The organism is Paraburkholderia sp. BR14320 (genome assembly GCF_040948665.1).
GTDB classification, from domain to species: domain Bacteria; phylum Pseudomonadota; class Gammaproteobacteria; order Burkholderiales; family Burkholderiaceae; genus Paraburkholderia; species Paraburkholderia youngii.
Window position 1 is genome coordinate 160,332 of the sequence record NZ_JBFPKG010000001.1, and the last position, 19,820, is coordinate 180,151.

Annotated in this window: 19 protein-coding genes; 7 read left to right on the top strand and 12 right to left on the bottom strand. The window is 63.0% G+C overall.

Annotated features, from left to right (window positions below; genetic code table 11):
* Nucleotides 1-136 precede the first annotated feature (136 nt).
* Nucleotides 137-829 (top strand): hypothetical protein, encoded by a 693-nt coding sequence (locus tag AB3X89_RS00780; RefSeq protein ID WP_368581353.1) that lies wholly within the window; start codon nt 137-139, stop codon nt 827-829.
* A 79-nt stretch (nt 830-908) separates the two neighbouring features.
* Here the strand turns inward: AB3X89_RS00780 and AB3X89_RS00785 are convergent, their stop codons facing one another.
* From AB3X89_RS00785 to AB3X89_RS00815, 7 genes are all read right to left on the bottom strand, one after another.
* The gene (locus tag AB3X89_RS00785) at nt 909-1,349 is read right to left on the bottom strand and encodes an SET domain-containing protein (RefSeq protein WP_368581354.1); all 441 of its coding nucleotides are present in this window, start codon (nt 1,347-1,349) and stop codon (nt 909-911) included.
* 232 nt (nt 1,350-1,581) lie between these two features.
* Complete coding sequence (locus AB3X89_RS00790; protein ID WP_368581355.1) at nt 1,582-2,409, bottom strand: ABC transporter permease; 828 nt, start codon at nt 2,407-2,409, stop codon at nt 1,582-1,584.
* 66 nt (nt 2,410-2,475) lie between these two features.
* Entirely contained in the window at nt 2,476-3,732 is a 1,257-nt protein-coding gene (locus tag AB3X89_RS00795) for an ABC transporter permease (protein WP_368581356.1), read from the bottom strand.
* A gap of 39 nt (nt 3,733-3,771) precedes the next feature.
* Nucleotides 3,772-4,827, bottom strand: coding sequence for an ABC transporter substrate-binding protein (locus AB3X89_RS00800; protein ID WP_368581357.1), 1,056 nt, complete (start codon nt 4,825-4,827; stop codon nt 3,772-3,774).
* A 2-nt stretch (nt 4,828-4,829) separates the two neighbouring features.
* Nucleotides 4,830-6,035, bottom strand: a complete 1,206-nt coding sequence (locus AB3X89_RS00805; protein ID WP_368581358.1) for an ABC transporter ATP-binding protein — start codon at nt 6,033-6,035, stop codon at nt 4,830-4,832.
* 43 nt (nt 6,036-6,078) lie between these two features.
* Nucleotides 6,079-7,230 (bottom strand): SRPBCC family protein, encoded by a 1,152-nt coding sequence (locus AB3X89_RS00810; RefSeq protein WP_368581359.1) that lies wholly within the window; start codon nt 7,228-7,230, stop codon nt 6,079-6,081.
* A gap of 125 nt (nt 7,231-7,355) precedes the next feature.
* Nucleotides 7,356-8,279 carry a LysR substrate-binding domain-containing protein gene (locus tag AB3X89_RS00815; protein WP_368581360.1) on the bottom strand — a complete coding sequence of 308 codons (924 nt, stop codon included), beginning with the start codon at nt 8,277-8,279 and terminating at the stop codon, nt 7,356-7,358.
* 169 nt (nt 8,280-8,448) lie between these two features.
* On the opposite strand from AB3X89_RS00815, the gene AB3X89_RS00820 reads away from it, so the two are divergent.
* Genes AB3X89_RS00820 through argE form a run of 4 tightly spaced genes read left to right on the top strand, consistent with a single transcriptional unit; the run spans nt 8,449 to nt 12,082 of the window.
* Nucleotides 8,449-9,807 (top strand): flavin-containing monooxygenase, encoded by a 1,359-nt coding sequence (locus AB3X89_RS00820; RefSeq protein ID WP_368581361.1) that lies wholly within the window; start codon nt 8,449-8,451, stop codon nt 9,805-9,807.
* A complete protein-coding gene (locus tag AB3X89_RS00825) occupies nt 9,807-10,277 on the top strand; it encodes a RidA family protein (RefSeq protein WP_368581362.1) in 471 nt (156 codons plus the stop codon). Before AB3X89_RS00820 ends, AB3X89_RS00825 begins: the two co-directional genes overlap by 1 nt.
* Complete coding sequence (locus tag AB3X89_RS00830; RefSeq protein WP_368581363.1) at nt 10,249-10,926, top strand: DUF1028 domain-containing protein; 678 nt, start codon at nt 10,249-10,251, stop codon at nt 10,924-10,926. The genes AB3X89_RS00825 and AB3X89_RS00830 overlap by 29 nt, the downstream gene beginning before the upstream one ends.
* Complete coding sequence (argE, locus tag AB3X89_RS00835) at nt 10,919-12,082, top strand: acetylornithine deacetylase (RefSeq protein ID WP_368581364.1); 1,164 nt, start codon at nt 10,919-10,921, stop codon at nt 12,080-12,082. The genes AB3X89_RS00830 and argE overlap by 8 nt, the downstream gene beginning before the upstream one ends.
* A 7-nt stretch (nt 12,083-12,089) precedes the next feature.
* Here the strand turns inward: argE and AB3X89_RS00840 are convergent, their stop codons facing one another.
* Entirely contained in the window at nt 12,090-13,424 is a 1,335-nt protein-coding gene (locus tag AB3X89_RS00840; RefSeq protein WP_368581365.1) for an NRAMP family divalent metal transporter, read from the bottom strand.
* 306 nt (nt 13,425-13,730) lie between these two features.
* Between AB3X89_RS00840 and AB3X89_RS00845 the strand changes: the two genes are divergently transcribed.
* Nucleotides 13,731-13,955, top strand: a complete 225-nt coding sequence (locus AB3X89_RS00845; RefSeq protein ID WP_176111200.1) for a hypothetical protein — start codon at nt 13,731-13,733, stop codon at nt 13,953-13,955.
* A gap of 19 nt (nt 13,956-13,974) precedes the next feature.
* Here AB3X89_RS00845 and AB3X89_RS00850 read toward each other — a convergent pair whose 3' ends face one another.
* Genes AB3X89_RS00850 through AB3X89_RS00865 form a run of 4 tightly spaced genes read right to left on the bottom strand, consistent with a single transcriptional unit; the run spans nt 13,975 to nt 18,648 of the window.
* Nucleotides 13,975-14,961, bottom strand: a complete 987-nt coding sequence (locus tag AB3X89_RS00850; protein WP_368581366.1) for an ABC transporter permease — start codon at nt 14,959-14,961, stop codon at nt 13,975-13,977.
* Nucleotides 14,958-15,938 (bottom strand): ABC transporter permease, encoded by a 981-nt coding sequence (locus tag AB3X89_RS00855; protein ID WP_368581367.1) that lies wholly within the window; start codon nt 15,936-15,938, stop codon nt 14,958-14,960. Before AB3X89_RS00855 ends, AB3X89_RS00850 begins: the two co-directional genes overlap by 4 nt.
* Entirely contained in the window at nt 15,935-17,485 is a 1,551-nt protein-coding gene (locus AB3X89_RS00860) for a sugar ABC transporter ATP-binding protein (protein ID WP_368581368.1), read from the bottom strand. The genes AB3X89_RS00855 and AB3X89_RS00860 overlap by 4 nt, the downstream gene beginning before the upstream one ends.
* A gap of 35 nt (nt 17,486-17,520) precedes the next feature.
* Nucleotides 17,521-18,648: a sugar ABC transporter substrate-binding protein gene (locus tag AB3X89_RS00865; RefSeq protein WP_368581369.1), complete on the bottom strand. Its 1,128-nt coding sequence runs from the start codon at nt 18,646-18,648 to the stop codon at nt 17,521-17,523.
* 414 nt (nt 18,649-19,062) lie between these two features.
* Here AB3X89_RS00865 and AB3X89_RS00870 point away from each other — a divergent pair, with 414 nt between their 5' ends.
* Complete coding sequence (locus tag AB3X89_RS00870; RefSeq protein WP_368581370.1) at nt 19,063-19,791, top strand: FadR/GntR family transcriptional regulator; 729 nt, start codon at nt 19,063-19,065, stop codon at nt 19,789-19,791.
* Nucleotides 19,792-19,820 lie beyond the last annotated feature (29 nt).

Genomic DNA, 19,820 nt, shown 5'->3' on the forward strand with positions numbered 1-19,820 from the left:
GTCGAGCCACGTGTCTGGAACCGGGTCAACGAGCTATCTTCCGTGCAATATACTTCTGTATTGCCAGGGGAATCACCGTCGAAGCTGGGGCGGATAGCGGTCTCCGGATAACGAAGTTGCTGATAGGGGCACTTAAATGCGAAACTGGCTCCTGATTCCGACGAAAGAACAATGGGATAAATGGTCTTTACCCAGCAAGCTCACTTTTGTTGGGACTTTCGTCGGAGTTCTGAGTCTTCTTTTGGCAGTTCTGTTCTTTCTTTGGCCGCTGATCTTTACGTCCGATCCGACAGAAAAACGATTGGACGGTGCGTTGCTTGCCGCAATCGAAGATGCCAAATCGATCAGGAACCAGCTCTCGTCACTCAAACAAATCGGGGAATTGAAGTTGGAGGGTAACGATATTGCCGTGCCTTCATCGAAAGACGGGCCAGTGATAGTCGAGTCCTCCGCAATGAAGCAACTGATGGATGACGGCGATTATTATCAACGACTGTCACCGCTTCTTCGCGAAAGACTGCCGAAGTTCATCCAAATAAGAAATGCTTTGCTGAATGGGCTCGGCCGCGCGCAACCAGATATTACGCAGCTTGGCACGCTCCGTCTTTTGGATATTGAGCTCGAAACCGAAACTGATTGTCTCATTCTCGAACGTCAGCTTCGTTCAGGCGAAATGACGAAGGATCGGCATGACGAGTTATTTAATGCGGCGCTTGAACTTCAGGTGTTAAGAATGCGTTCTCGAGCGCCAAGCGACCGCGGTAACCTGTCTGGCCATACGCCTAACCTACCGGCAGAGAGCCAGGTAAAAGAGCCGCCGGGGCAGTAAATCATGTTGCTTTAACCGCCGGCTTAATAGTTACTACCGCTTTGCGTCGCAAGTTCGCATTGGCAACGGCGAGACGCGACTACCCGTCATTTCCCAGCATGGTTCGACGACATGTAGGTGCACCGCAATGACACGCGTACTGGGCGCGAATGTCGTCGGTGACCGCACCGTCCACCGACAGACCGTAGTTGATGAAAAGCTCTTCCCCGGGTGCGATGGTGGCGAGCGCATGAATGAACACCCGGTCGCCCGTTTCGATGGCCTCGCAGTTGGGGGCGCACGCATGGTTCAGAAAGCGCGCGCTGTTGCCGCCGCGGCTGCCGTCGATCACGCGTCCATCGGACAGACCGAACACGAACGTGTGGCCCGCATCGGCTCGCTGACGGGCGGCGGCGCGCCGCCAGCTGGTCACTTCCCCCTTGTACTCGATGACCCGTTCGCCTGCGGCGATCGGCTGCAGCGCGAACAGTCCCATGCCATGCACGGGTGAGCGTCGTGCGGTGATGCGTCGCAATCGCATGTTGTCGTTTCCTTCCCGACCCTCGGTCGTTGCATGTGGTTTAGCGGCGATGCGAAGCATATCGTCACGCACTCACGCGCTCAATATTTTTCTTTATAAAACTGCAACTAACTGTCAAGGACCGCCGCGCCAGGAGTTCCGGCTTCGCCGCACAGCGGTTAGCAACGCTCCACGGTCAGAGCGAGGCCATCCAGTCGCATCTTCACGTCATCATACTGGCGCAACAGTCGGCTCACGCAAATGAGCGGCTGGCTGCCGCCGCGCGCTTGCGCAGCCAGTTCATGCAGGCGAACAGGGCGATCGCGAATGCCATCAGCAGTGTGGCCACGGCGAGGATCGACGGGTCGATCTGGTCGCGGATGCCGCTCCACATCTGCCGCGGCACGGTACGCTGCTCGGGGCCGCCAATGAACAGAATGACGATCACCTCGTCGAACGACGTCGCGAATGCGAACACGCTGCCCGTCGCGACGGCCGGCGTGATCAGCGGCAGCGTGACGCGACGAAACGCGACCCACGGCTGCGCGCCCAAACCCGACGCGGCGCGAAGCAGGCTCTGATCGAACGACAGCAGCGAAGCCGTCACGGTGATCACCACGAAGGGCGTACCGAGCGCCGCATGCGCAAGCACGACGCCAGTGTACGAATTGACCAGCCCGAGCGGCGAAAAGACCAGATAAAACCCCGCCGCGACGACGACGATCGGCACGATCATCGGCGACACGATGATCGGCATGATGATCGAACGGTACGGAAACTGCGCGCGGCTCAAGCCGAGCGCGGCCAGCGTGCCGAGCACCGTCGCGATCAGCGTCGACGCCGCGCCAATGCCGATGCTGTTGGCAAACGCGCGTTGCCAGTCCGGCGAACTCAGCGCCTGCGCGTACCAGCGCAGCGAGAAGCCCTGCATCGGGTACGAGAAGAACGAGCCGGAGTTGAACGACAGCGGCACGATCGCGAGGATCGGCGCGACGAGGAAAAAGAAAATCAGCGCGCAATGCACGCGCAGTCCGGCGCCAGCGATGCGTTCCGAGAGTAGCCGGGTTCGTCCGTCTTTCATCTGAGTCTGCCTGTTGATCAACTATCCGAATGAGCGACAACTACTTGGCGGCGCTTGCGCGGCGCGTCAGCCGAAGCGCAAGCGGTCGATACCGACCAGCCGGTTGAAGATGAAATAGAACACCGCTGTAAATGCGATCAGATAGCACGACAGCGCACCCGCGAGTCCCCAGTTGAGCTGATCGTTGGTCTGCGACGCGATCAGCTGGCTGATCATTTCGTCGCCGGCGCCGCCTAGCAGGGCGGGGGTGATGTAATAGCCGAGCGCGAGCACGAACACGAGAAAACATCCCGCGCCGACACCCGGCAGCGTCTGCGGGATATACACACGCGCGAAGGCCACGGCCGGATGCGCGCCGAGCGATTTCGCCGCGCGCATGTACACGGGCGGCACGCCTTTCATGACCGAGAAGATCGCGAGGATCATGTAGGGCAGCAGGATATGCGTCATGCCGATCAACACACCCGTGCGATTGAAAATCAGCGGCAGCGGATGGTTGATGATGCCGAAGCGGAGCAACGCGCTATTGATCACGCCACCGGGTTGCAGCAGCACATACCACGCGGTGGTGCGCACCAGCAGCGAGGTCCAGAACGGCACGATCACGAACAGAATCAGCCGGTTGCTCTGGTTCTCCGGCAGCGTCGCGAGCAGATACGCGACCGGGTAGCCCAGCACCAGGCACAGCAGCGTGACCGTCGCACTGATCGTGACCGTGCGCCCGAACGCCGCGCGGAAGATGGCGCTGTCCGCCGCGACGGACGTCACCGAACCGTCAGGCGCGACTTGCGCGTCGACGGCGTTCAGCAAATAGTCGGGTGTGGGCGAGATCGACGCACGCTTGAGCAGACGCCAGGTTTCCGGCGTGTTCCAGCGTTCGTCCAGATCGATCAGGGCGGGTTTCCATTGCGCGGGTGTTTCCGAACGTGTGGCACGCGCCGTCTTGAACAGCAGGCTGCGGAACTCCGGCTGATAGAAGTTCATGCGCCGCGCGATATTGCCGAGCTGGCCGGATTCGCTGGCGCCCTTCAGGTCGTGCGCGAGTGCGGCGAACGCCGGTTCGCCGGGCACGCCCGCGCCGTCCCATCCGGCCAGCGCGGCGCTCAACTGCGGCATGCCGGTGCGCACTTCAGGATTTCGCACGCTGCGCGCGAGCAGGCTGGCGATCGGTGCGACGAACGTCACCAGCAGAAAGATCAGCAACGGCAAAGCCAGCAGCAATGCGCGCATCGCGGCCTTGCGGCGCGCAGCCCTGAACGACTCGCGGTTCGCGGCCTGCGGGCCGCGGCCGAAAGGGGCGGTGGATGGCAGCGGCGTATTCATCGTGCTCGATCTCTCGGGTGACGTTCGTTCGATCCGGCGTTACTGCGTCAGCCAGTTCTGGAACCGCTTGTTGATCGCATCCGCGTTGTCGGCCCAGAACGTCGCGTTGATCTGCAGCGGACGCTTGAAGTTGTCCGGTGCCGTCGGCAGATCGTTAAGACGCGCCTTGTCGATCAGCGGAATGGCGTCCTTGCGCGGCGGCGCGTACGCGATGTACTTCGACAGATCCGCATAGGCTTGCGGCGTCGAGGACGCGATGATGAACTTCTGCGCCGCGTCGGCATGCTTCGCACCGTTGACCACCGCCCACCATTCGTAGTCGTACACCTGCGCATCCCAGACGATCTTGAACGGCTTCTTGTCCTTGTGCACGGCGTCGTCGATACGGCCGTTGTACGCCTGCGTCATCACGACCGCGCCGTCGGCGAGCAGCTGTGGCGCCTGCGCACCCGCTTCCCACCAGACGATGCTCGGCTTGATCGTGTCGAGCTTCTTGAACGCGCGGTCGACGCCGGCAGGCGTGGAGAGCGTCTTGTAGACGTCCTTGGGCGCCACGCCATCGGCGATCAGCGCCCATTCCATCGCGACCTTCGGCGACTTGCGCATGCCGCGCTTGCCGGGGTACTTGTTCAGGTCGAAGAAATCGTTGATGGTGGTCGGCGCGGTTTTCAGCTTGCTGCTGTCGTACGCATAGACGGTGGACCACACCATCGCGCTGACGGCGCAATCACTGATCGAGCCCGGCAGGAAGTCGCTGGTGTTGCCGAGGGCCTTCCTGTCGAACTTGGCGATCAGGCCTTCGTCGCAGGCGGTGATCGCGTCGTTGGTTTCGAGGTCGATCAGATCCCAGGTCGGGTTCTTCGACTGCTCCATTGCCTGCAGCTTGGCGAGGCCGCCATCGTAGGACTCGGTGGAGAACTGGTTGCCGGTTTTAGCGGTGAACGGTTCGAACCATGCTTTTTTCGCGGCCGCTTCATACGCACCGCCGAAGGTGACGACGGAAATCGTATCGGCCGCGTGAACCGTGGCCGTGGCAAACATCCCGAGCGCGCATGCCCCGAGGGTGGTCCGGAATGACGAGAACGTGGTCTTCATTTCTAGTTGGCTCCTGCGATAAGTGGCGAGGCGGACGAGGGAACGGCAACAGTGGAATAGTCGGCGCCGCCGGACGCGGCGGAGGATTTCGGCGCGGCCGCCATCGCGGGTAGCACCTTGCAGTCGTCGCGTCGCCAGGTCACGGCGGTCTGGCGGCCGAGTGCGGGCAGATCATGATGCTGTGTATTCGGCACCTTGACGACCATGCTTTCGCCATGGCCGAGCTTCAGATGCACGCGATGATGATCGCCGCAGTAGACGAGCTCCTCGACCAGCGCGTGCACGACGTTCATGTTCTGACGTGTCGCTTCCTGCACGGCTTCCGGCGTTGCGGCGATGTGCGCGCGCTCGGGACGCAGCGCCAGCATCGCCGTGTCGCCAGACGCGAGCCCGGCGCCTGGGCGTCCGCGCACCGTGCTGCCGTCGGCCAGTTGCATCGCGGCCCATTCGCCGCCGTCGGAATTGACGCGGCCAGTGAGTCCGTTGTTCTCGCCGACGAAATTGGCAACGAATGCATTCGCCGCGTTTTCATAGAGTTCGGTCGGCGTGGCGGCCTGCTGGATGCGTCCATCGGAAAACACGGCGACGCGGTTCGACATCGTCAGCGCTTCGTTCTGGTCGTGGGTCACGTAGACGATCGTCAGCGACAGTTCGCGATGCAGCCGCATGATTTCGTATTGCATGGTTTCGCGCAGGCGCTTGTCGAGCGCGCCGAGCGGCTCGTCCATCAGCACCACGCTCGGCTCGAAAACCAGCGCGCGGGCCAGCGCGACACGCTGCTGCTGGCCACCCGAGAGTTGCGACGGACGCCGCCCCGCCAGATGCGACAACTCCACCATGTCGAGCACGCGCGTCACGCGCGTTTTCTGTTCGCTGCGGCTGACCTTGCGCACGGACAGCGGAAACGCGACGTTCTCGGCAATCGTCATGTGCGGGAACAGCGCATAGTTCTGAAACACCATGCCGATATCGCGCCGATGCGGCGGCTTGTCGTCCAGGCGCTTGCCGGCGAGGCGGATTTCGCCGCGGGTCGGCGATTCGAATCCCGCCAGCATCATCAGTGTCGTGGTCTTGCCGGAACCGGACGGACCGAGCAGCGAAACGAATTCACCGTGCCCGACGTCGAGATCGAGTCCCTCGACGACGCTATGCACGCCGTCGTATGACTTGCTGACGCCGTCGAACGAGATAAATGGTTGGCTTGACATGGGCATCTCGGCAGAGTGTTGGCGGTCTACGTGGGGCGGCGGATCACGTCGCGCCCACGCGTCCCGCCAGGTAGCGGGCGAAGTCGTAATTCGGCCGTTCGAGTGGGCTCAGATGACCGGGCTTCGCGAGTGGCGCGTGCACGCCGCGAAACACCGCCTCGACGCCGCGCCGGTCCTCGGCATTGACTTCGTCGAGCAGGGTCTTGAGCGTAGACATGTACTCGGCGGCGCGCGGATCGTCGACGAATTCCGGCGCGAGGCCGCCGCCAAAGCGGATATGCACTTGGCCGACGCCGCGCGGCTGCAGGATCAGATACCAGAAGTAGCCGGGCGTCAGCGTGATCAGGTGGGTCGGGTAGATCGCCAGCAGCGCGGTGGTGCGGCGCCAGTGCCCTTGCAAACGCGTGTTGGCCGGATGCGCGTTGCCGATCGGCAGCGATGCTTCCTTGGTGATCCAGTGATAGTTGAACGCAGGCAAACCCGGCGGACATTCCATTTCTTCGAGCTTCGAGTGCGGTCCGACCGTTGCGCGATGCAGCATCGGCAGGTGGTAGCTCTCCATGAAATTTTCCGCGAGGATCTTCCAGTTGGTGTCCCACACGTGTTCCTCGTGGAAGGTCTCGACGTAGTCGCCCATGCCGTATGGCGCGATCAGCTTCGCCAGTTCGGACAGATGCGATTCGACCGAAGGCGCGTGCGCGTTGAGCGTGACGTAAATCCAGCCTTGCCACCTCTCGCAGCGCACGGCAGGCAGCCTGTATTGGTCTTTGCAGAAGCCCGGTTGCTGATCCATCAACGGCGCGCCCGCGAGCGAGCCATCGAGCGTGTAGTTCCATGCGTGATACGGACAGACGATCCGGCGCACGTTGCCGCGCCCTTCGAGCAATACCGACATCCGGTGCAGGCAAACATTCGAGAACGCGCGTAGCGCACCGCTCGCATCGCGCAGCACGAACACCGGCTGGTCGTCGATCTGCGCGGTCAGATAGTCGCCGGTCTGTGCCAGCGCGCTCGCGCGGCCCACGCACAGCCACTCGTTGCGAAACACGTCGCGCTGCTCGAGCGCGAGAAACGCCTCCGACGTGTAGACGGCCGGCGGCATCGCGTGTGCATCCTCGAACGGACGCTCGCAGTTCTCGCGCAGCGCGTGAACGATGTCGAGCTCAGTGTCCGTCGACTGAAGAATGGCTGACATAGGGGCCCCCCATCAGTGTTTGCATCCGATGAGCACCAATCTAACAATCCAAATTACTAGGTAAAATATTGTTTTTGCATGCAGCGCATAGCACATGGCTATGCAGTGACACTTGCGGGCTCCTGTTAGCTGATGCGCAGACGCCGGATATACGTTTCACAGAATGCCGAAAAGCGTTTCACAACCTCGCGCGGCTTGACGGCGCCCGATAGCGCAATGCCAAGCGTCGTCGCATTGACACTCTCCCTGAAATGTTTAATCACGAAGTCTTCGCCGTCCACAGTCCGGGTCGACTTCAGCGGGAAGTTGAGTATGCTGTAACCCAAGCCGTTGGCGACCATGCCACGCACCACTTCAGGCTGTGACGAGCGGAACGCCGCGGTAGGGCGGCTGCCGACCGCGTCGAACAGCGCGGAGAAGTACTCGCGGCTATGCGGAAGATCCAGCATCACATAGGGCTCGGGCAGCAGATCGGCCAGCGACACCTGGCGCGCCCGTGCAAGCCTGTGTGTTTTGGGCAGGATGACATACGGGGGCAGCGAAAGCAGCGGGGTAAACGCGATTCCATCGGTGATATCGAGGCTGTAGGTCAGCGCGATATCGAGCGAGCCGTCGTGCAGGCCGCTCAAAAGCGTGTCCTGATGCGCTTCCGTGGTACGGAAGGTGATCGCCGAATAATCCTGCACGAAGCGGCTGATGATGCCGGGCATCAGCGGCGGCGCCAGCGACACCATGCAGCCGAGCGAAATGGAGCCCGACATGCCGCCGTCGATTTCGGTTGCGGTCAGCTGTAATTCTTCGGCGTTCTGAAGCAGATTGCGAGCGTGGCCGAGCAGATCGCGGCCCGGTTGCGTGAGCGACAACCCGCTCGCGTGATGGCGGATGAACAGCTGGACGCCGAACGATTCCTCCAGATCCGCGAGCGACGTCGAGATAGACGGCTGCGAGATGTGCAGCCGCTTTGCCGCGGCGGTGAACGAAAGCGTTTCGGCCGTGACGACAAAATACCTGAGCTGACGCAACGAGTAGCGGATCGAGGTGCCGTCCATCAATTGCTCCGTGTTCGGTCGAACCGATTGTCGCTCGACAATTTTCGATTGCATAGCGAAAAACGATGCAGAGCATTTTTAAAATATAGTTTTTGTTGGCCGCCGCGCGGCGTACATTCTGTCCGACCGAGAGACCCGAATCCAGAGCGTATTTCAGAAGGAGAAGGCCATGGCGGCTGAAAAATTGTCGATCGACACGCTGGTCATAGGCGCGGGTCAGGCTGGCGTGGCGATGAGCGAACATCTGAGCAAACTCGGCGTGCCCCATCTCGTGCTGGAGCGCGACCGCATCGCGGAACGCTGGCGCACCTGCCGCTGGGACTCGTTGGTCGCGAATGGTCCCGCCTGGCACGACCGCTTCCCTAATATGGAGTTCGAAGGACTCGATCCCGATGGCTTCGCCGGCAAGGATCAGGTCGCCGAGTACTTCGAAGCCTATGCGCGCATGTTCAATGCGCCGATCCGCACCGGCGTCGAAGTCACGAGCGTCGAGCGTCTGAAGGGCCGGGCAGGATTTGCGGTCGCAACGTCCGACGGCACGATCGAAGCTCGTCGCGTCGTCGTTGCGACCGGGCCGTTCCAGCGTCCCGTCATTCCCCCCATCGCGCCGCAGGACCTCGAACTCACGCAGCTTCATTCGGCCCACTATCGGAACCCTGAGCAACTGCCCGAGGGCGCGGTGCTCGTGGTGGGCGCGGGGTCGTCCGGCGTGCAGATCGCCGACGAACTGCAACGCTCGGGCCGTAAGGTTTATCTGTCCGTCGGCGCGCATGACCGTCCGCCGCGCGCCTATCGCGGCCGCGATTTCTGCTGGTGGCTGGGTGTGCTCGGTGAATGGGACAAGGAAGTCGCGGTGCCGGGACGCGAGCATGTGACGATCGCCGTCAGCGGCGCATACGGCGGCCAGACCATCGATTTTCGCCGGCTCGCGCAGCGCGGCATGACGCTCGTCGGCACCACGAAATCGTTCGCGAATCGCGTTGTGACCTTCGAACCCGACCTCGCCGTCAATCTGAAGCGTGGCGACGAATACCTGATGTCGCTGCTCGACACCGCCGACGCCTACATCGAGCGCAACGGCGTCGACCTGCCGGAAGACCCCGACGCACGGCTGATTCCACCGGACCCGGAGTGCGTGACGCATCCGCTGCCGGAACTGGATCTGCGGAACGCGGGGGTTAGCACGATCATCTGGGCCACCGGCTATGCGGTCGATTTCAGCTGGCTGCACGTGAACGCGTTTGACGATAAAGGCAAGCCGCAGCATCAACGCGGCGTATCGAAGGAGCCTGGCGTGTATTTCCTCGGCTTGCCGTGGTTGTCGCGGCGCGCGTCGTCGTTTATCTGGGGCGTCTGGCACGACGCCAGGCACATCGCCGATCACATCGTCACGCAGCGCAAATACCTCGCCTATCGCGACGCGTCGCAGCGTCAGCAGGACGCGCGCGGCGCGCATGCCGCGAATGCACCCGATACCGCGTGTGACGCATCGCACGCGCCGAAGACCAAAGAAGTGGGAGTGAACTGATGCCTACGCATACCCGCATCCGTATGTTCAATACGAAGGACACGTACCCGAACCAGTCGCTCGATAACGATCTTTGCCAGGCGGTTCGCGCGGGCAATACGGTCTACGTGCGCGGCCAGGTCGGTACGGATTTCGACGGCAACCTGATCGGTCTCGGCGATCCGCGCGCGCAGGCCGAGCAGGCGATGAAGAACGTCAAGCAGCTTCTGGAGGAAGCGGGCAGCGACCTGTCGCATATCGTCAAGACGACGACCTACATCACCGATCCTCGTTATCGCGAGCCGGTGTATCAGGAAGTCGGCAAGTGGCTGAAGGGCGTGTATCCGATTTCGACGGGGCTTTGCGTCAGCGCGCTCGGCCAGCCGCAGTGGCTGATGGAAATCGACGTGATCGCCGTGATTCCGGACAACTGGACGCCGACGCAGGCTTCAAGGGATTCCCATGACATTCTCGATCGTCGGACGTTGTGAGAAGACGGGTCAACTCGGTATCGCGATCAGTTCGTCGAGCATTGCGGTGGGTGCGCGGTGTCCGTGGGTGCGCGCGGGCGTCGGTGCGGTGGCGACGCAGAACGTGACGCTGCCCGCGCTCGGCCCGCAGATTCTCGATCTGCTCGAAAGCGAGCGTATCGCGCCGGATGCGGCGCTCGAACGGGCGCTGGGCGCGAGCGAATGGAGCGAGTACCGGCAGGTGACGGTGGTCGACAGCGAAGGTCGAACCGCGCTGTTTACCGGCAAGGAAGCCCTCGGCGTGCATCACGCGGTCGCGGGAAATCAGTGTGTGGCAGCGGGTAATCTGCTCGCCGGCAAGCCGGTGATCGACGCGATGGTGAAAGCGTTCGAGAGCGCACAAGGCGCGCTCGCCGATCGTCTGCTGCACGCGATGCATGCTGCCGTCGAAGCAGGCGGAGAAGCCGGACCCGTGCATTCGGCGGCTCTGAAGATCGTCGATACACACGTCTGGCCGGTCGTCGATCTGCGTGTCGATTGGGCGGATGACGATCCGATCGGCAAACTCGACGCGCTATGGCAAGCGTATCGGCCGCAGATGCGGGACTACATCGCGCGTGCGTTGAATCCGACCGCGGCGCCGAGCTACGGAGTGCCCGGCGATGAGTGAGCTGTCGAGCCGTGCGCTGCTCGAACGGCTGATCGGTTTTGCGACCGTCAGCCGCGACTCCAATCTGGAGCTGATCGGCTTCGTGCGGCAATACCTCGCGGATCTAGGTGTGGAAAGCGAGCTGTTCCATAACGACGATCGCACCAAGGCAAATCTGTTCGCCACCATCGGGCCGCGAGACCGTGGTGGCATCGTGCTCTCCGGGCATACCGATGTGGTGCCCGTCGACGGTCAGGCGTGGACCGTAGACCCGTTTCGTCTCACCGAGAAAGACGGGCGTCTGTACGGACGCGGCACGGCGGATATGAAAGGCTACATCGCGTCCGTGCTGGCGGCAGTGCCCGCATTCCTGAGGCTGAAGCTCGAAGTGCCGGTGCATCTCGCGTTTTCATACGATGAGGAAGTGGGCTGTCTCGGCGTGCGGCCGATGCTGGCCGAACTCGAAAAGCGCGCGCATAGGCCGCGCATGTGTCTGATTGGCGAGCCGACCGAATTGAAACCGGTGCTCGGCCACAAGAGCAAGCTCGCGATGCGCTGCCACGTGAAGGGCGCGGCATGTCATTCCGCGTACGCGCCGCAGGGCGTCAACGCGATTCAATACGCGGCGCGGCTGATCAACCGGCTCGAGCAGATTGGCGACGAACTCGCGCAGCCGGAACACCATGACGCGCGTTTCGATCCGCCGTTCTCGACGGTGCAGACCGGTGTCATCAAGGGCGGACGCGCGCTGAATATCGTGCCCGCCGAATGCGAGTTCGATTTCGAAGTGCGGGGCGTGCCGGGCTTCGATCCCAACAGGGTGGTGGACCAACTGCAAACCTACGCGGCAAGCGAACTGCTGCCGAAGATGCGCGCGGTGCAGCCCGATACCGATGTCCGCGTGCAAATGCTGAATGCGTATCCTGGACTCGCGACTTCGCCAGATAGCGACGTGGCACGCCTGCTCGCGCTGTTGAGCGGATCGAAACAATACGAAACGGTCGCCTTTGGTACGGAAGGCGGACTGTTCACGCAGGCGGGCATTGCAACCGTGGTCTGTGGACCCGGCAGCATGGATCAGGGCCACAAGCCGGATGAGTTCATCACGGTCGAACAACTGAACCGGTGCGACGCGATGTTCGCGCGCCTCGCTGAACATCTACGAAGCGTGAAGTAGCCCGGGCTCATCGCGACACACGCTCTACCGCTTCGAGCACGAAATGCGCGACCACGACCACGCCGGTGGTCAGGGTCGCGAGCCAGCACAGCGCGCGTAAAGACCAATGCGCGACGAGTTCGCCGACCGCTTCGCGTTTCGCACTCAGCAGCACGAGAAGCACCAGCACGGGCGTAATCGTCATACCGTTGACGACGGCGCTCCAGTACAGCGCCTTGACAGGATCGACGCGCCACAGGCCGAGCGCGAGACCAAGCAGCGTCCCGAGCCCCGCGAGCGCGATGAGCAAAACGGCAATGCGCCGATCACGCTGTTTGCCGTGGGGCCAGTCGAAGGAACTCGCGACCGCTTGCGCAGCGGAACCGGCAAGCGGAGGTAGTGCGAGCAGCGCCGAGCCGACCAGCGCAAGCCCGAGCAGGGGGCCGGCATAGCCCTTCAGCAGCGGTTCGAGCGCTCGCGAAAGCTCCGTGGGCTCGCCGGGCTGCGTCTGTGCGCCATGCAGCGTCGCCGCAGCCGCAATCATCATGCACGATGCCGCCACGCTCGATAACGCGGTGCGCATCAAGGTCTGGTTACGCAATCGGCGAAGCTGCTGCGACGAACGTCGATCGCCCCGCGCGGCGTGCTGTTGGTGCTGCCGATGTTCTTGCTGGGCTTCCTGCTCGGCCTGCGAAAAAAGCAGATACGGACTCATCGTCGTACCGAGCACGGCCATCAGCATGGTCACGAACTCTTCTTTCCACTCGACGTGTGGCACCAGAGAGCGCAGCACGACCGTGTGCCACGGCACATCGACGATCAGCAGCACGCCGACGTACGCGAACATCGGCAGCATCAACCATTTGAGCACCTGCGCATAGCGCGCATACGGAATGAACCACTGCAGTGCAATCGACGTGCAACCGCATGCGAGCGCGAGCAACCAGAGCGGCCCATGCGTGAAGCGTTGGATAACTGCGGCCATCGCCATCACATTGACGGCGATGTTCAGCGTGTTCGCAATCACGAAGCGCGCCACAGCGAAATAGAAGAACACCGGCGAATAGTGGGTGCGCATGTTCGCCGTCAGGCCATGTCCGGTGACGGCGGCGACGCGCGCCGAGACCAGTTGCAGCGCAACCATCGACGGATACGACAGTATGCAGGTCCACAGCATGTCGTAGCCGTACCACGCGCCCGCGAGTGAGTAGGTGGCGATGCCGCTGGGGTCGTTATCGCAACCGAGGCTTGCCAGCCCCGGTCCGAGATCGGCGGCCCACGAGCGGGCAGGCTGCGACGATGAAGCGGGCGCACTACCTTGTGCGGTGGGGGACGCGGTGCGTCTGTCGGGGGGAGAGTGCATGCGGCTGATCGTCCGAAACCGGGGATGCTGTAGCGCTCGCACGAAACGTTCCTTCGTCGAATCGAACCGTTGGCTACGCCGACTACCACCCCATGCGCGAAGCCCCGATGGTCGCCACCACTGAAGCGTTAACCGGTGCTATATTTTTCGCGTCGTCATTTCTATGACTATTGCTACCGCGCGCCACATGCAGCAGACCATGCCGACGGTAAAACCGGAGATGTCAGAGATTCCGCCGTTAATGACACTCGAAGAGAATGCGCATCGCATGCCCACTCGCGCCGCAACCGTCAGGGCCGTGCGCTAATGGAAACCAGCGACTACGACGGCTACACGTTGTGGGGGCATGCCATCCTTCAGCAGGAAGGCGAGGGCATCCTGCAACCGGAGCGCTATGCGGCGAGCGGAACCATCACCCGGGGCGGAAAGCTGGTCGAAGCATCGGGCATTCTCGGACTATTCGATAGCGAGGAAGAAGCCCACCATGCAGGCCTCGATTGGGCACGCGCGTGGGTGGATGCGCATGGATGAGCGCGAGCGTGGCCGTGGGCTACGTTTCCCGCTTGCTGCGTCCATACAGCAGCAGCATCGCCGCTATCACCACGCCGTAGATGATCTGACGTCCAGCCTCCGGCATCTGCGCGACTGAAAGGATCGACTGCAGCAGCGTGATCAGGATCGCGCCCGCTACCGTGCCGAGGTATGAACCTCGGCCACCCAGAATCGACGTGCCGCCGAGCACGACTGCCGCGATCGCCGGCAGCAGGTAGGCATCGCCCATCGACTGCGCGGCCTTCGATGCATAGCCGGCGAGCAATACGCCACCGAACGCCGCGAATCCGCTGCACACCGCAAATGCGGCCACGGTCACGAGCCGCGTATTGATGCCGGACAGATACGCGGCGCGCTCGGTATTGCCGATCGCGTACAGCGTGCGGCCGAAGGTCGTCCGCGACAGCAGGAACACCGTGACGCCGCCGATCACCACCCACAGCGCAACCGCATTCGGCACGCCCGGTACGAGCCAGCCCGCCGCGAGCCATCGCATCACCTGTGGCGCGGAATCCTGCGGCGACGATCCGCCCGTATAGACGATCATGATGCCCTGCGCGACCGCATTGGTCGCGAGCGTGGCGATCATCGACGGAATGCGCAGAAGAGCAACGAGGATGCCGTTGACGACGCCGATCAGCACGCCGCAACCGATCCCCACCGGAATCGCGAGGATCTGTCCGAGTTCGCCGTGTCCCGCTACCGCGCACGCCATCATTGCGCCGACGGTGATCGTCCATGGCAGCGACAGGTCGATGTGGCCGAGCAGGATCACCATCATCAGGCCGGTCGCGATGATGCCGAGGAACGCGCCGACCTTCAGTTGCAGCAGGATGTACTCAGGCGACGTGAAGCTGCGCGAAAACATCCCGCCGACGAGCAGCAGCGCGACGATGCACGCGAACGCGATCACGATCGGTTTGTCGATTCTGCGCGTGAGCTTCGACACGAAGGTGCTGCGGCCGGTTGTCGAGACGTGGCTCATTGAAACCACTCCAGACGGTTGCGTACCCTGAACAGCCCGCATGCGCCGATCGCGACAGCGAGCAGAAGAATCACACCCTGAAATAGCGGCTGCCACAGCGCATCGACGTTGAATACGAACAGCAGGTCGCCGATCGAGCGAAACGCGAATGCGCCGAAGATCGCGCCGATCGCGCTGCCCTTGCCGCCGAGCAGCGACACGCCGCCTATCACCACCGCCGCGATCGAAAACAGCGTGTACGAATTGGCGCTGCCGAGGCTCGCTTCGCCGGTGTCGGTGAAGAACGTCAGAAACAGGCCGCCGATCGCGGCGAGCAGGCCGGCCAGCGTATAGCTCGCGAACTTCGCGCGGCGGATCGGCATGGCGGACAGAAACGCGGCCGGTTCGGACGAACCGGTCGCGTACGCCGCGCGCCCGATTGCCGAGCGTTTGAACGGAACCCAGACGAGCAGTGTGGCTGCGAGCAGAATCAGCAGGCTCGCCGGCAGGACGCCGGCGACCTTGCCGGTCAGTGCGTCGGCGAGGTTCTCGTTGATCGAGCCGCCGGGTACCGGGCGCAGCAGCAGCGCGAGTCCGTAGAAGACCGCGCTCGTCGCGATCGTCGTCACGATCGGCTGCAGCCGGCCGAAAATGATGATCACGGCGTTCAGCGCGCCGCACAGTGCGCCCGCCGCGAGCACGCCCGCGATGCCGAGCGCGCTGTGCAGCGCATCGCCGGTGACGATCCACGAGCCGATGCAATTCGTCAGCACCAGCGTCATGCCGATCGACAGGTCGATGCCGGCCGTCAGCACGACGAGCGCTTGACCCATCGAGACGAGCGCGAGCAGCACCGCTTTGTTCGCCGCCGTCTGAAACACGTTGGCCGACAATGCGGACGGATAGTTGAACAGATAGATCGCGAACATCAGCACGAACAGGCCGAACGCGAACACCGCCCCGCGATTCTCCGCATACCAGTAGCGCAGCCCGCTCATAGCGCGACTCCCGTGGAAGGCGAAACCTGTCCGACGGGCAGGTCCAGTGCGCTGGCGATCAGGTTCTGCTCGGTGATCGCCGAGCCGACGAGTTCCTTCTTGATCCTGCCTTCGTACAGCACCAGCACGCGGTCGCAGCAGCCGATCAGCTCGTCGTAGTCGGTCGAATAGAACACGATCGCCGCGCCCTCGTCGGCGAGGCGCCTGAGCAGCTGATAGAGCTCCTGCTTGGTGCCGACGTCGATACCGCGCGTCGGGTCGCTGAGCAGCAGTATTCGCGGCTGCCGGATCAGCCACTTCGCGATGACCACCTTCTGCTGGTTGCCGCCCGACAGCGAGCCCACCGGCGCATCGACGCTGAACGACTTGATCGCGAGCAGCTCCATCATCCGCTCGACCAGCGACTGCTGGCGGTCGCGATCGATTACGCCGCCGCTGGACATGCGATCGAGCGCGGCAAACGACAGGTTCTCGCGTACCGACATCGGCAGCATCAGGCCTTCGGTCTTGCGGTCCTCGGGGATCAGCGCCATGCCGATTCCGTTGGCGCGCGCGGCCCTCGGGCTGCCGATCGACACCGCTTTGCCGTCGACCTCGATCGTGCCCGCGCAACCGCGCAACACGCCGAACAGCGCGAGCAGCAGTTCGCGCTGGCCTTGTCCGTCGAGGCCGCCCAGGCCGAGGATTTCACCGGGCTTCAACGAAAAGCTGATGCCTTGCAGCGTGTCGTTCCACGCGAGATCACGACACGCGAGAGCCGGGGCGGCTGCGCGGCCGTTGGCGGGTTTGGCCGGAAACACATGCTGGTACTTGCGGCCGATCATCATTTCGACGACTTCGTTGTCGGTGCGTGTGCCGGCCTCGAAGCTCATTACATGACGGCCGTTGCGGTAGACCGTGCATTCGTCCGCGAGCGCCTTCACCTCGTGCATCCGGTGCGAGATGAACAGCAGCGCGAGCCCTTCGTCGCGCAGGCGCTTGAGCACCTCGATCACGCGCGCGACGTCGGCCGCGGTCAGCGCCGATGTGGCTTCGTCGAGGATCAGGATGCGAGGCTCGTGCGCCAGACCCTTGGCAAGCTCGACCATCTGCTGGCGCGACAGCGGCAGGTCCCGGACTTTCGCAAGTGGATTGATGTCGGCGGCGCCCGCTCGGGCGAGCGCTTCCTCGGCCTGGCGGCGCTGGGCCCGGCGGTCGATCATGCCGAAACGTCGCGGCGGGTTCGAAGCGAAGATGTTGTCGGCTACGCTCAAGTCGGGGATCAGCGACAGCTCCTGATACACGCACACGATGCCCGCCGCGTTCGCCTCGGCCGGGGATGCGAACGAGACCTGCCTGCCATCGTAGTGGATCGTGCCTTCGTCGGGCTGCACGACGCCGGACATCACCTTCAGCAACGTAGACTTGCCCGCGCCGTTCTCACCGAGGATCGCGTGAATGCGGCCCCTCTTCACCGCGAGCTCGGCGTGATCCAGCGCGACCGCGCCGCCGTAGCTTTTCGACACGCCAGACATCTGAAAGAACGGCTGCGCTGCATCCTGCGGCATGCTTCGTCTCCCGTCACATTCCGGCCATCATCCGATCACTGGTTGCCCTGGCTCTGCTTCATGATCTCCTGCGCGGAGAAATTGATGCCGCAAGTCGGAAACGAGTTGCCGACGAAAAAGTTGTCGGAGTCGTTCGGGAAATAGTTGACGCCCGACTTCAGCTTCGAATCGTCGGTGACGTCGAGCGGCAGCTTGATCGAGACCGGGATCGTCTGGCCGTCCAGCGCGGCGAGCGCCGTCTTGATCGCTACTGCGACCTGCGCTGGGCCGGTGCCGGCCGACGTGCACTTCAGGCCCTGGCCCCCGTACTGCGCGCAGAACTTGCGAAAGCCGTTTTCCGTCTCGCCGCCGAAGGGCACGAACGGATGCTTCGCATCGATCATCGCGCGCACGACGCCCGTGTCGCCGCCTTGCGCCGAGATTCCATCGAAATGACCCTGCACGGCGATCGCGTCGGCGGCGGCCTTTTGCGCGACCCCGTCGTCCCACTTGCCGTAGACCTGCACGACGTTCCACTTCTTGCCGGTGTCGTCCAAGGTTTTCATGAAACCATTGTGCCGGTCCGTGTCGACCGACGTGCCCGCCACTCCGCGAACCTCGAGCACCTTGCCGCCGTTCGACAGGTGGTTCGCGAGCCACTTCGCCCACAGCACGCCGAGCCCGTACTGGTCGACGTTGACGTTGATCGCGTCTTCGCTGTCGAGGATGTTGTCGAACGCGATCAGCACGACGCCGGCGTTCTTCGCGCGGCGGATCGCGGGGCCGAACGAGGTGGGATTCTGCGCGTCGACGATGATCGCGTCATAGCCGGCATCGATGAAGTTGTTGACGGCCGAGATCTGCGCCGGCACGTCCTCGCCGGTCGAGACGACCTTGAACTCCTTGAGCTTCGCGGCGACGGCCGGCTGTGCCGCATAGGCTTTGGCCGTCTTGATCATCTGGATACGCCACGTGTTCGCGATATAGCCGTTCACGAGTGCGATCCGGTAGGGCCCATTCTTCTTCGGATACTTGATGTACTTCGTGTCGCTCTTCCACGGGACCATGCATGTGGGATCGCTGGACGGCCCGGAAACGATCGTTGCCTGCGCGAAAGCCGCGCTTGCGCACAGCGTGAATGCCGCGGTCGCCGCCGCTCGTAGCACCTGGATTCCTGAAAGCATGTCGTCTCCTTTTTGTTGGATTGAACTTGCCGATTGCCGGCGAACATGGCGGTCATGAATCGCCGCCGAATTCTGTGCGTGAAGCAGGGAATCTTGCGGGATGTGCTGCGGCGGGGCTGAATTCGGACTCGCCGAAGCAGCGGAACGACTTATTCAAAGGCGTCGCCTCCGAAGCAAAACGAAGGGCCGTCCGAAATCAGTCACGTCTGACAGTACTGGCATACCAATCCGCGCGCGATAGTGGTTTACCACGGCGTTGCGGCGAAGCCGAACGGTCTGAAACCCCTGCTGACTCGGTCCGATGGCCAGGAAGGGTGGCGCCGGGCCCGTGGCGGGCTTATCCGTCAATTGGTGTACCATTTTGTCGAACTCGAACCGATCCTTTGGCCGCTTCGAAGCTTTCGGAAATCCTGAATGGACGAGCTTTCACACACGCCGAACGGCCGCGGTGCCGATGAGGACGCGACCGACCGTTCCTATGTCGGGCTCGCGAAACAGATCTACGATCTGATCGCCGCCGACGACGTCGGGCCGCGTGCGCGCCTGCCTTCCGAGCGCACGCTGGCCGAACGCTTTGGCGTGAGTCGCACACAAGTGAGGGAGGCGATCATCGCGCTGGAAGTGCAGGGCGTGGTCGAGGTTCGTGTCGGCTCCGGCATCTATGTGGCAGACGCGCCGGACCCGCGCTCCGCCATGTTCAAACTGCCGCGCGGGCTAGGGCCGATCGAGACGCTGCGCGCGCGGGTGGTGATCGAAAGCGGGATCGCCGCGTTGGCCGCTACCGAACGCAAGGATTCAGACCTGGACCGGCTGTTCGCCGCGTTGCGCGCGATGCGCGAAAACATGCACGACAAGTCGGCGAACGAGGCCGCTGACCGTGATTTCCATCTGGCGATTGCGCGGGCGACGGGAAACGAAATGCTCCGGCTCGTGGTGACTGCGATGTGGGATAACTCGCGCGCCGACCCGTTGTGGAAAAAGATCGAGGAGCACTTCCATACTCCCGCATTGCGGGCGGCGTCGCAGGACGAGCATCAGCGCATCTTCTCGGCGATCATGGCGCGAGACGCGACCGCTGCGCGCACGGCGATGCAGGCGCATCTGACGCGGGTCATCGGCGAATTCACCCAGGCGTGGCGTTAGCATCGCTCCACTCTGTTCACCTTCTGCCT

Bases quoted from the DNA above. Each gene is read 5' to 3' on its own strand.
- AB3X89_RS00865 (WP_368581369.1), bottom strand. From the start codon at position 18,648: ATGCTTTCAGGAATCCAGGTGCTACGAGCGGCGGCGACCGCGGCATTC.
- AB3X89_RS00860 (WP_368581368.1), bottom strand. From the start codon at position 17,485: ATGCCGCAGGATGCAGCGCAGCCGTTCTTTCAGATGTCTGGCGTGTCG.
- AB3X89_RS00795 (WP_368581356.1), bottom strand. From the start codon at position 3,732: ATGAATACGCCGCTGCCATCCACCGCCCCTTTCGGCCGCGGCCCGCAG.
- AB3X89_RS00855 (WP_368581367.1), bottom strand. From the start codon at position 15,938: ATGAGCGGGCTGCGCTACTGGTATGCGGAGAATCGCGGGGCGGTGTTC.
- AB3X89_RS00790 (WP_368581355.1), bottom strand. From the start codon at position 2,409: ATGAAAGACGGACGAACCCGGCTACTCTCGGAACGCATCGCTGGCGCC.
- AB3X89_RS00840 (WP_368581365.1), bottom strand. From the start codon at position 13,424: ATGCACTCTCCCCCCGACAGACGCACCGCGTCCCCCACCGCACAAGGT.
- AB3X89_RS00870 (WP_368581370.1), top strand. From the start codon at position 19,063: ATGGACGAGCTTTCACACACGCCGAACGGCCGCGGTGCCGATGAGGAC.
- argE (WP_368581364.1), top strand. From the start codon at position 10,919: ATGAGTGAGCTGTCGAGCCGTGCGCTGCTCGAACGGCTGATCGGTTTT.
- AB3X89_RS00815 (WP_368581360.1), bottom strand. From the start codon at position 8,279: ATGGACGGCACCTCGATCCGCTACTCGTTGCGTCAGCTCAGGTATTTT.
- AB3X89_RS00845 (WP_176111200.1), top strand. From the start codon at position 13,731: ATGGAAACCAGCGACTACGACGGCTACACGTTGTGGGGGCATGCCATC.
- AB3X89_RS00825 (WP_368581362.1), top strand. From the start codon at position 9,807: ATGCCTACGCATACCCGCATCCGTATGTTCAATACGAAGGACACGTAC.
- AB3X89_RS00820 (WP_368581361.1), top strand. From the start codon at position 8,449: ATGGCGGCTGAAAAATTGTCGATCGACACGCTGGTCATAGGCGCGGGT.
- AB3X89_RS00785 (WP_368581354.1), bottom strand. From the start codon at position 1,349: ATGCGATTGCGACGCATCACCGCACGACGCTCACCCGTGCATGGCATG.
- AB3X89_RS00780 (WP_368581353.1), top strand. From the start codon at position 137: ATGCGAAACTGGCTCCTGATTCCGACGAAAGAACAATGGGATAAATGG.
- AB3X89_RS00830 (WP_368581363.1), top strand. From the start codon at position 10,249: ATGACATTCTCGATCGTCGGACGTTGTGAGAAGACGGGTCAACTCGGT.
- AB3X89_RS00810 (WP_368581359.1), bottom strand. From the start codon at position 7,230: ATGTCAGCCATTCTTCAGTCGACGGACACTGAGCTCGACATCGTTCAC.
- AB3X89_RS00850 (WP_368581366.1), bottom strand. From the start codon at position 14,961: ATGAGCCACGTCTCGACAACCGGCCGCAGCACCTTCGTGTCGAAGCTC.
- AB3X89_RS00800 (WP_368581357.1), bottom strand. From the start codon at position 4,827: ATGAAGACCACGTTCTCGTCATTCCGGACCACCCTCGGGGCATGCGCG.
- AB3X89_RS00805 (WP_368581358.1), bottom strand. From the start codon at position 6,035: ATGTCAAGCCAACCATTTATCTCGTTCGACGGCGTCAGCAAGTCATAC.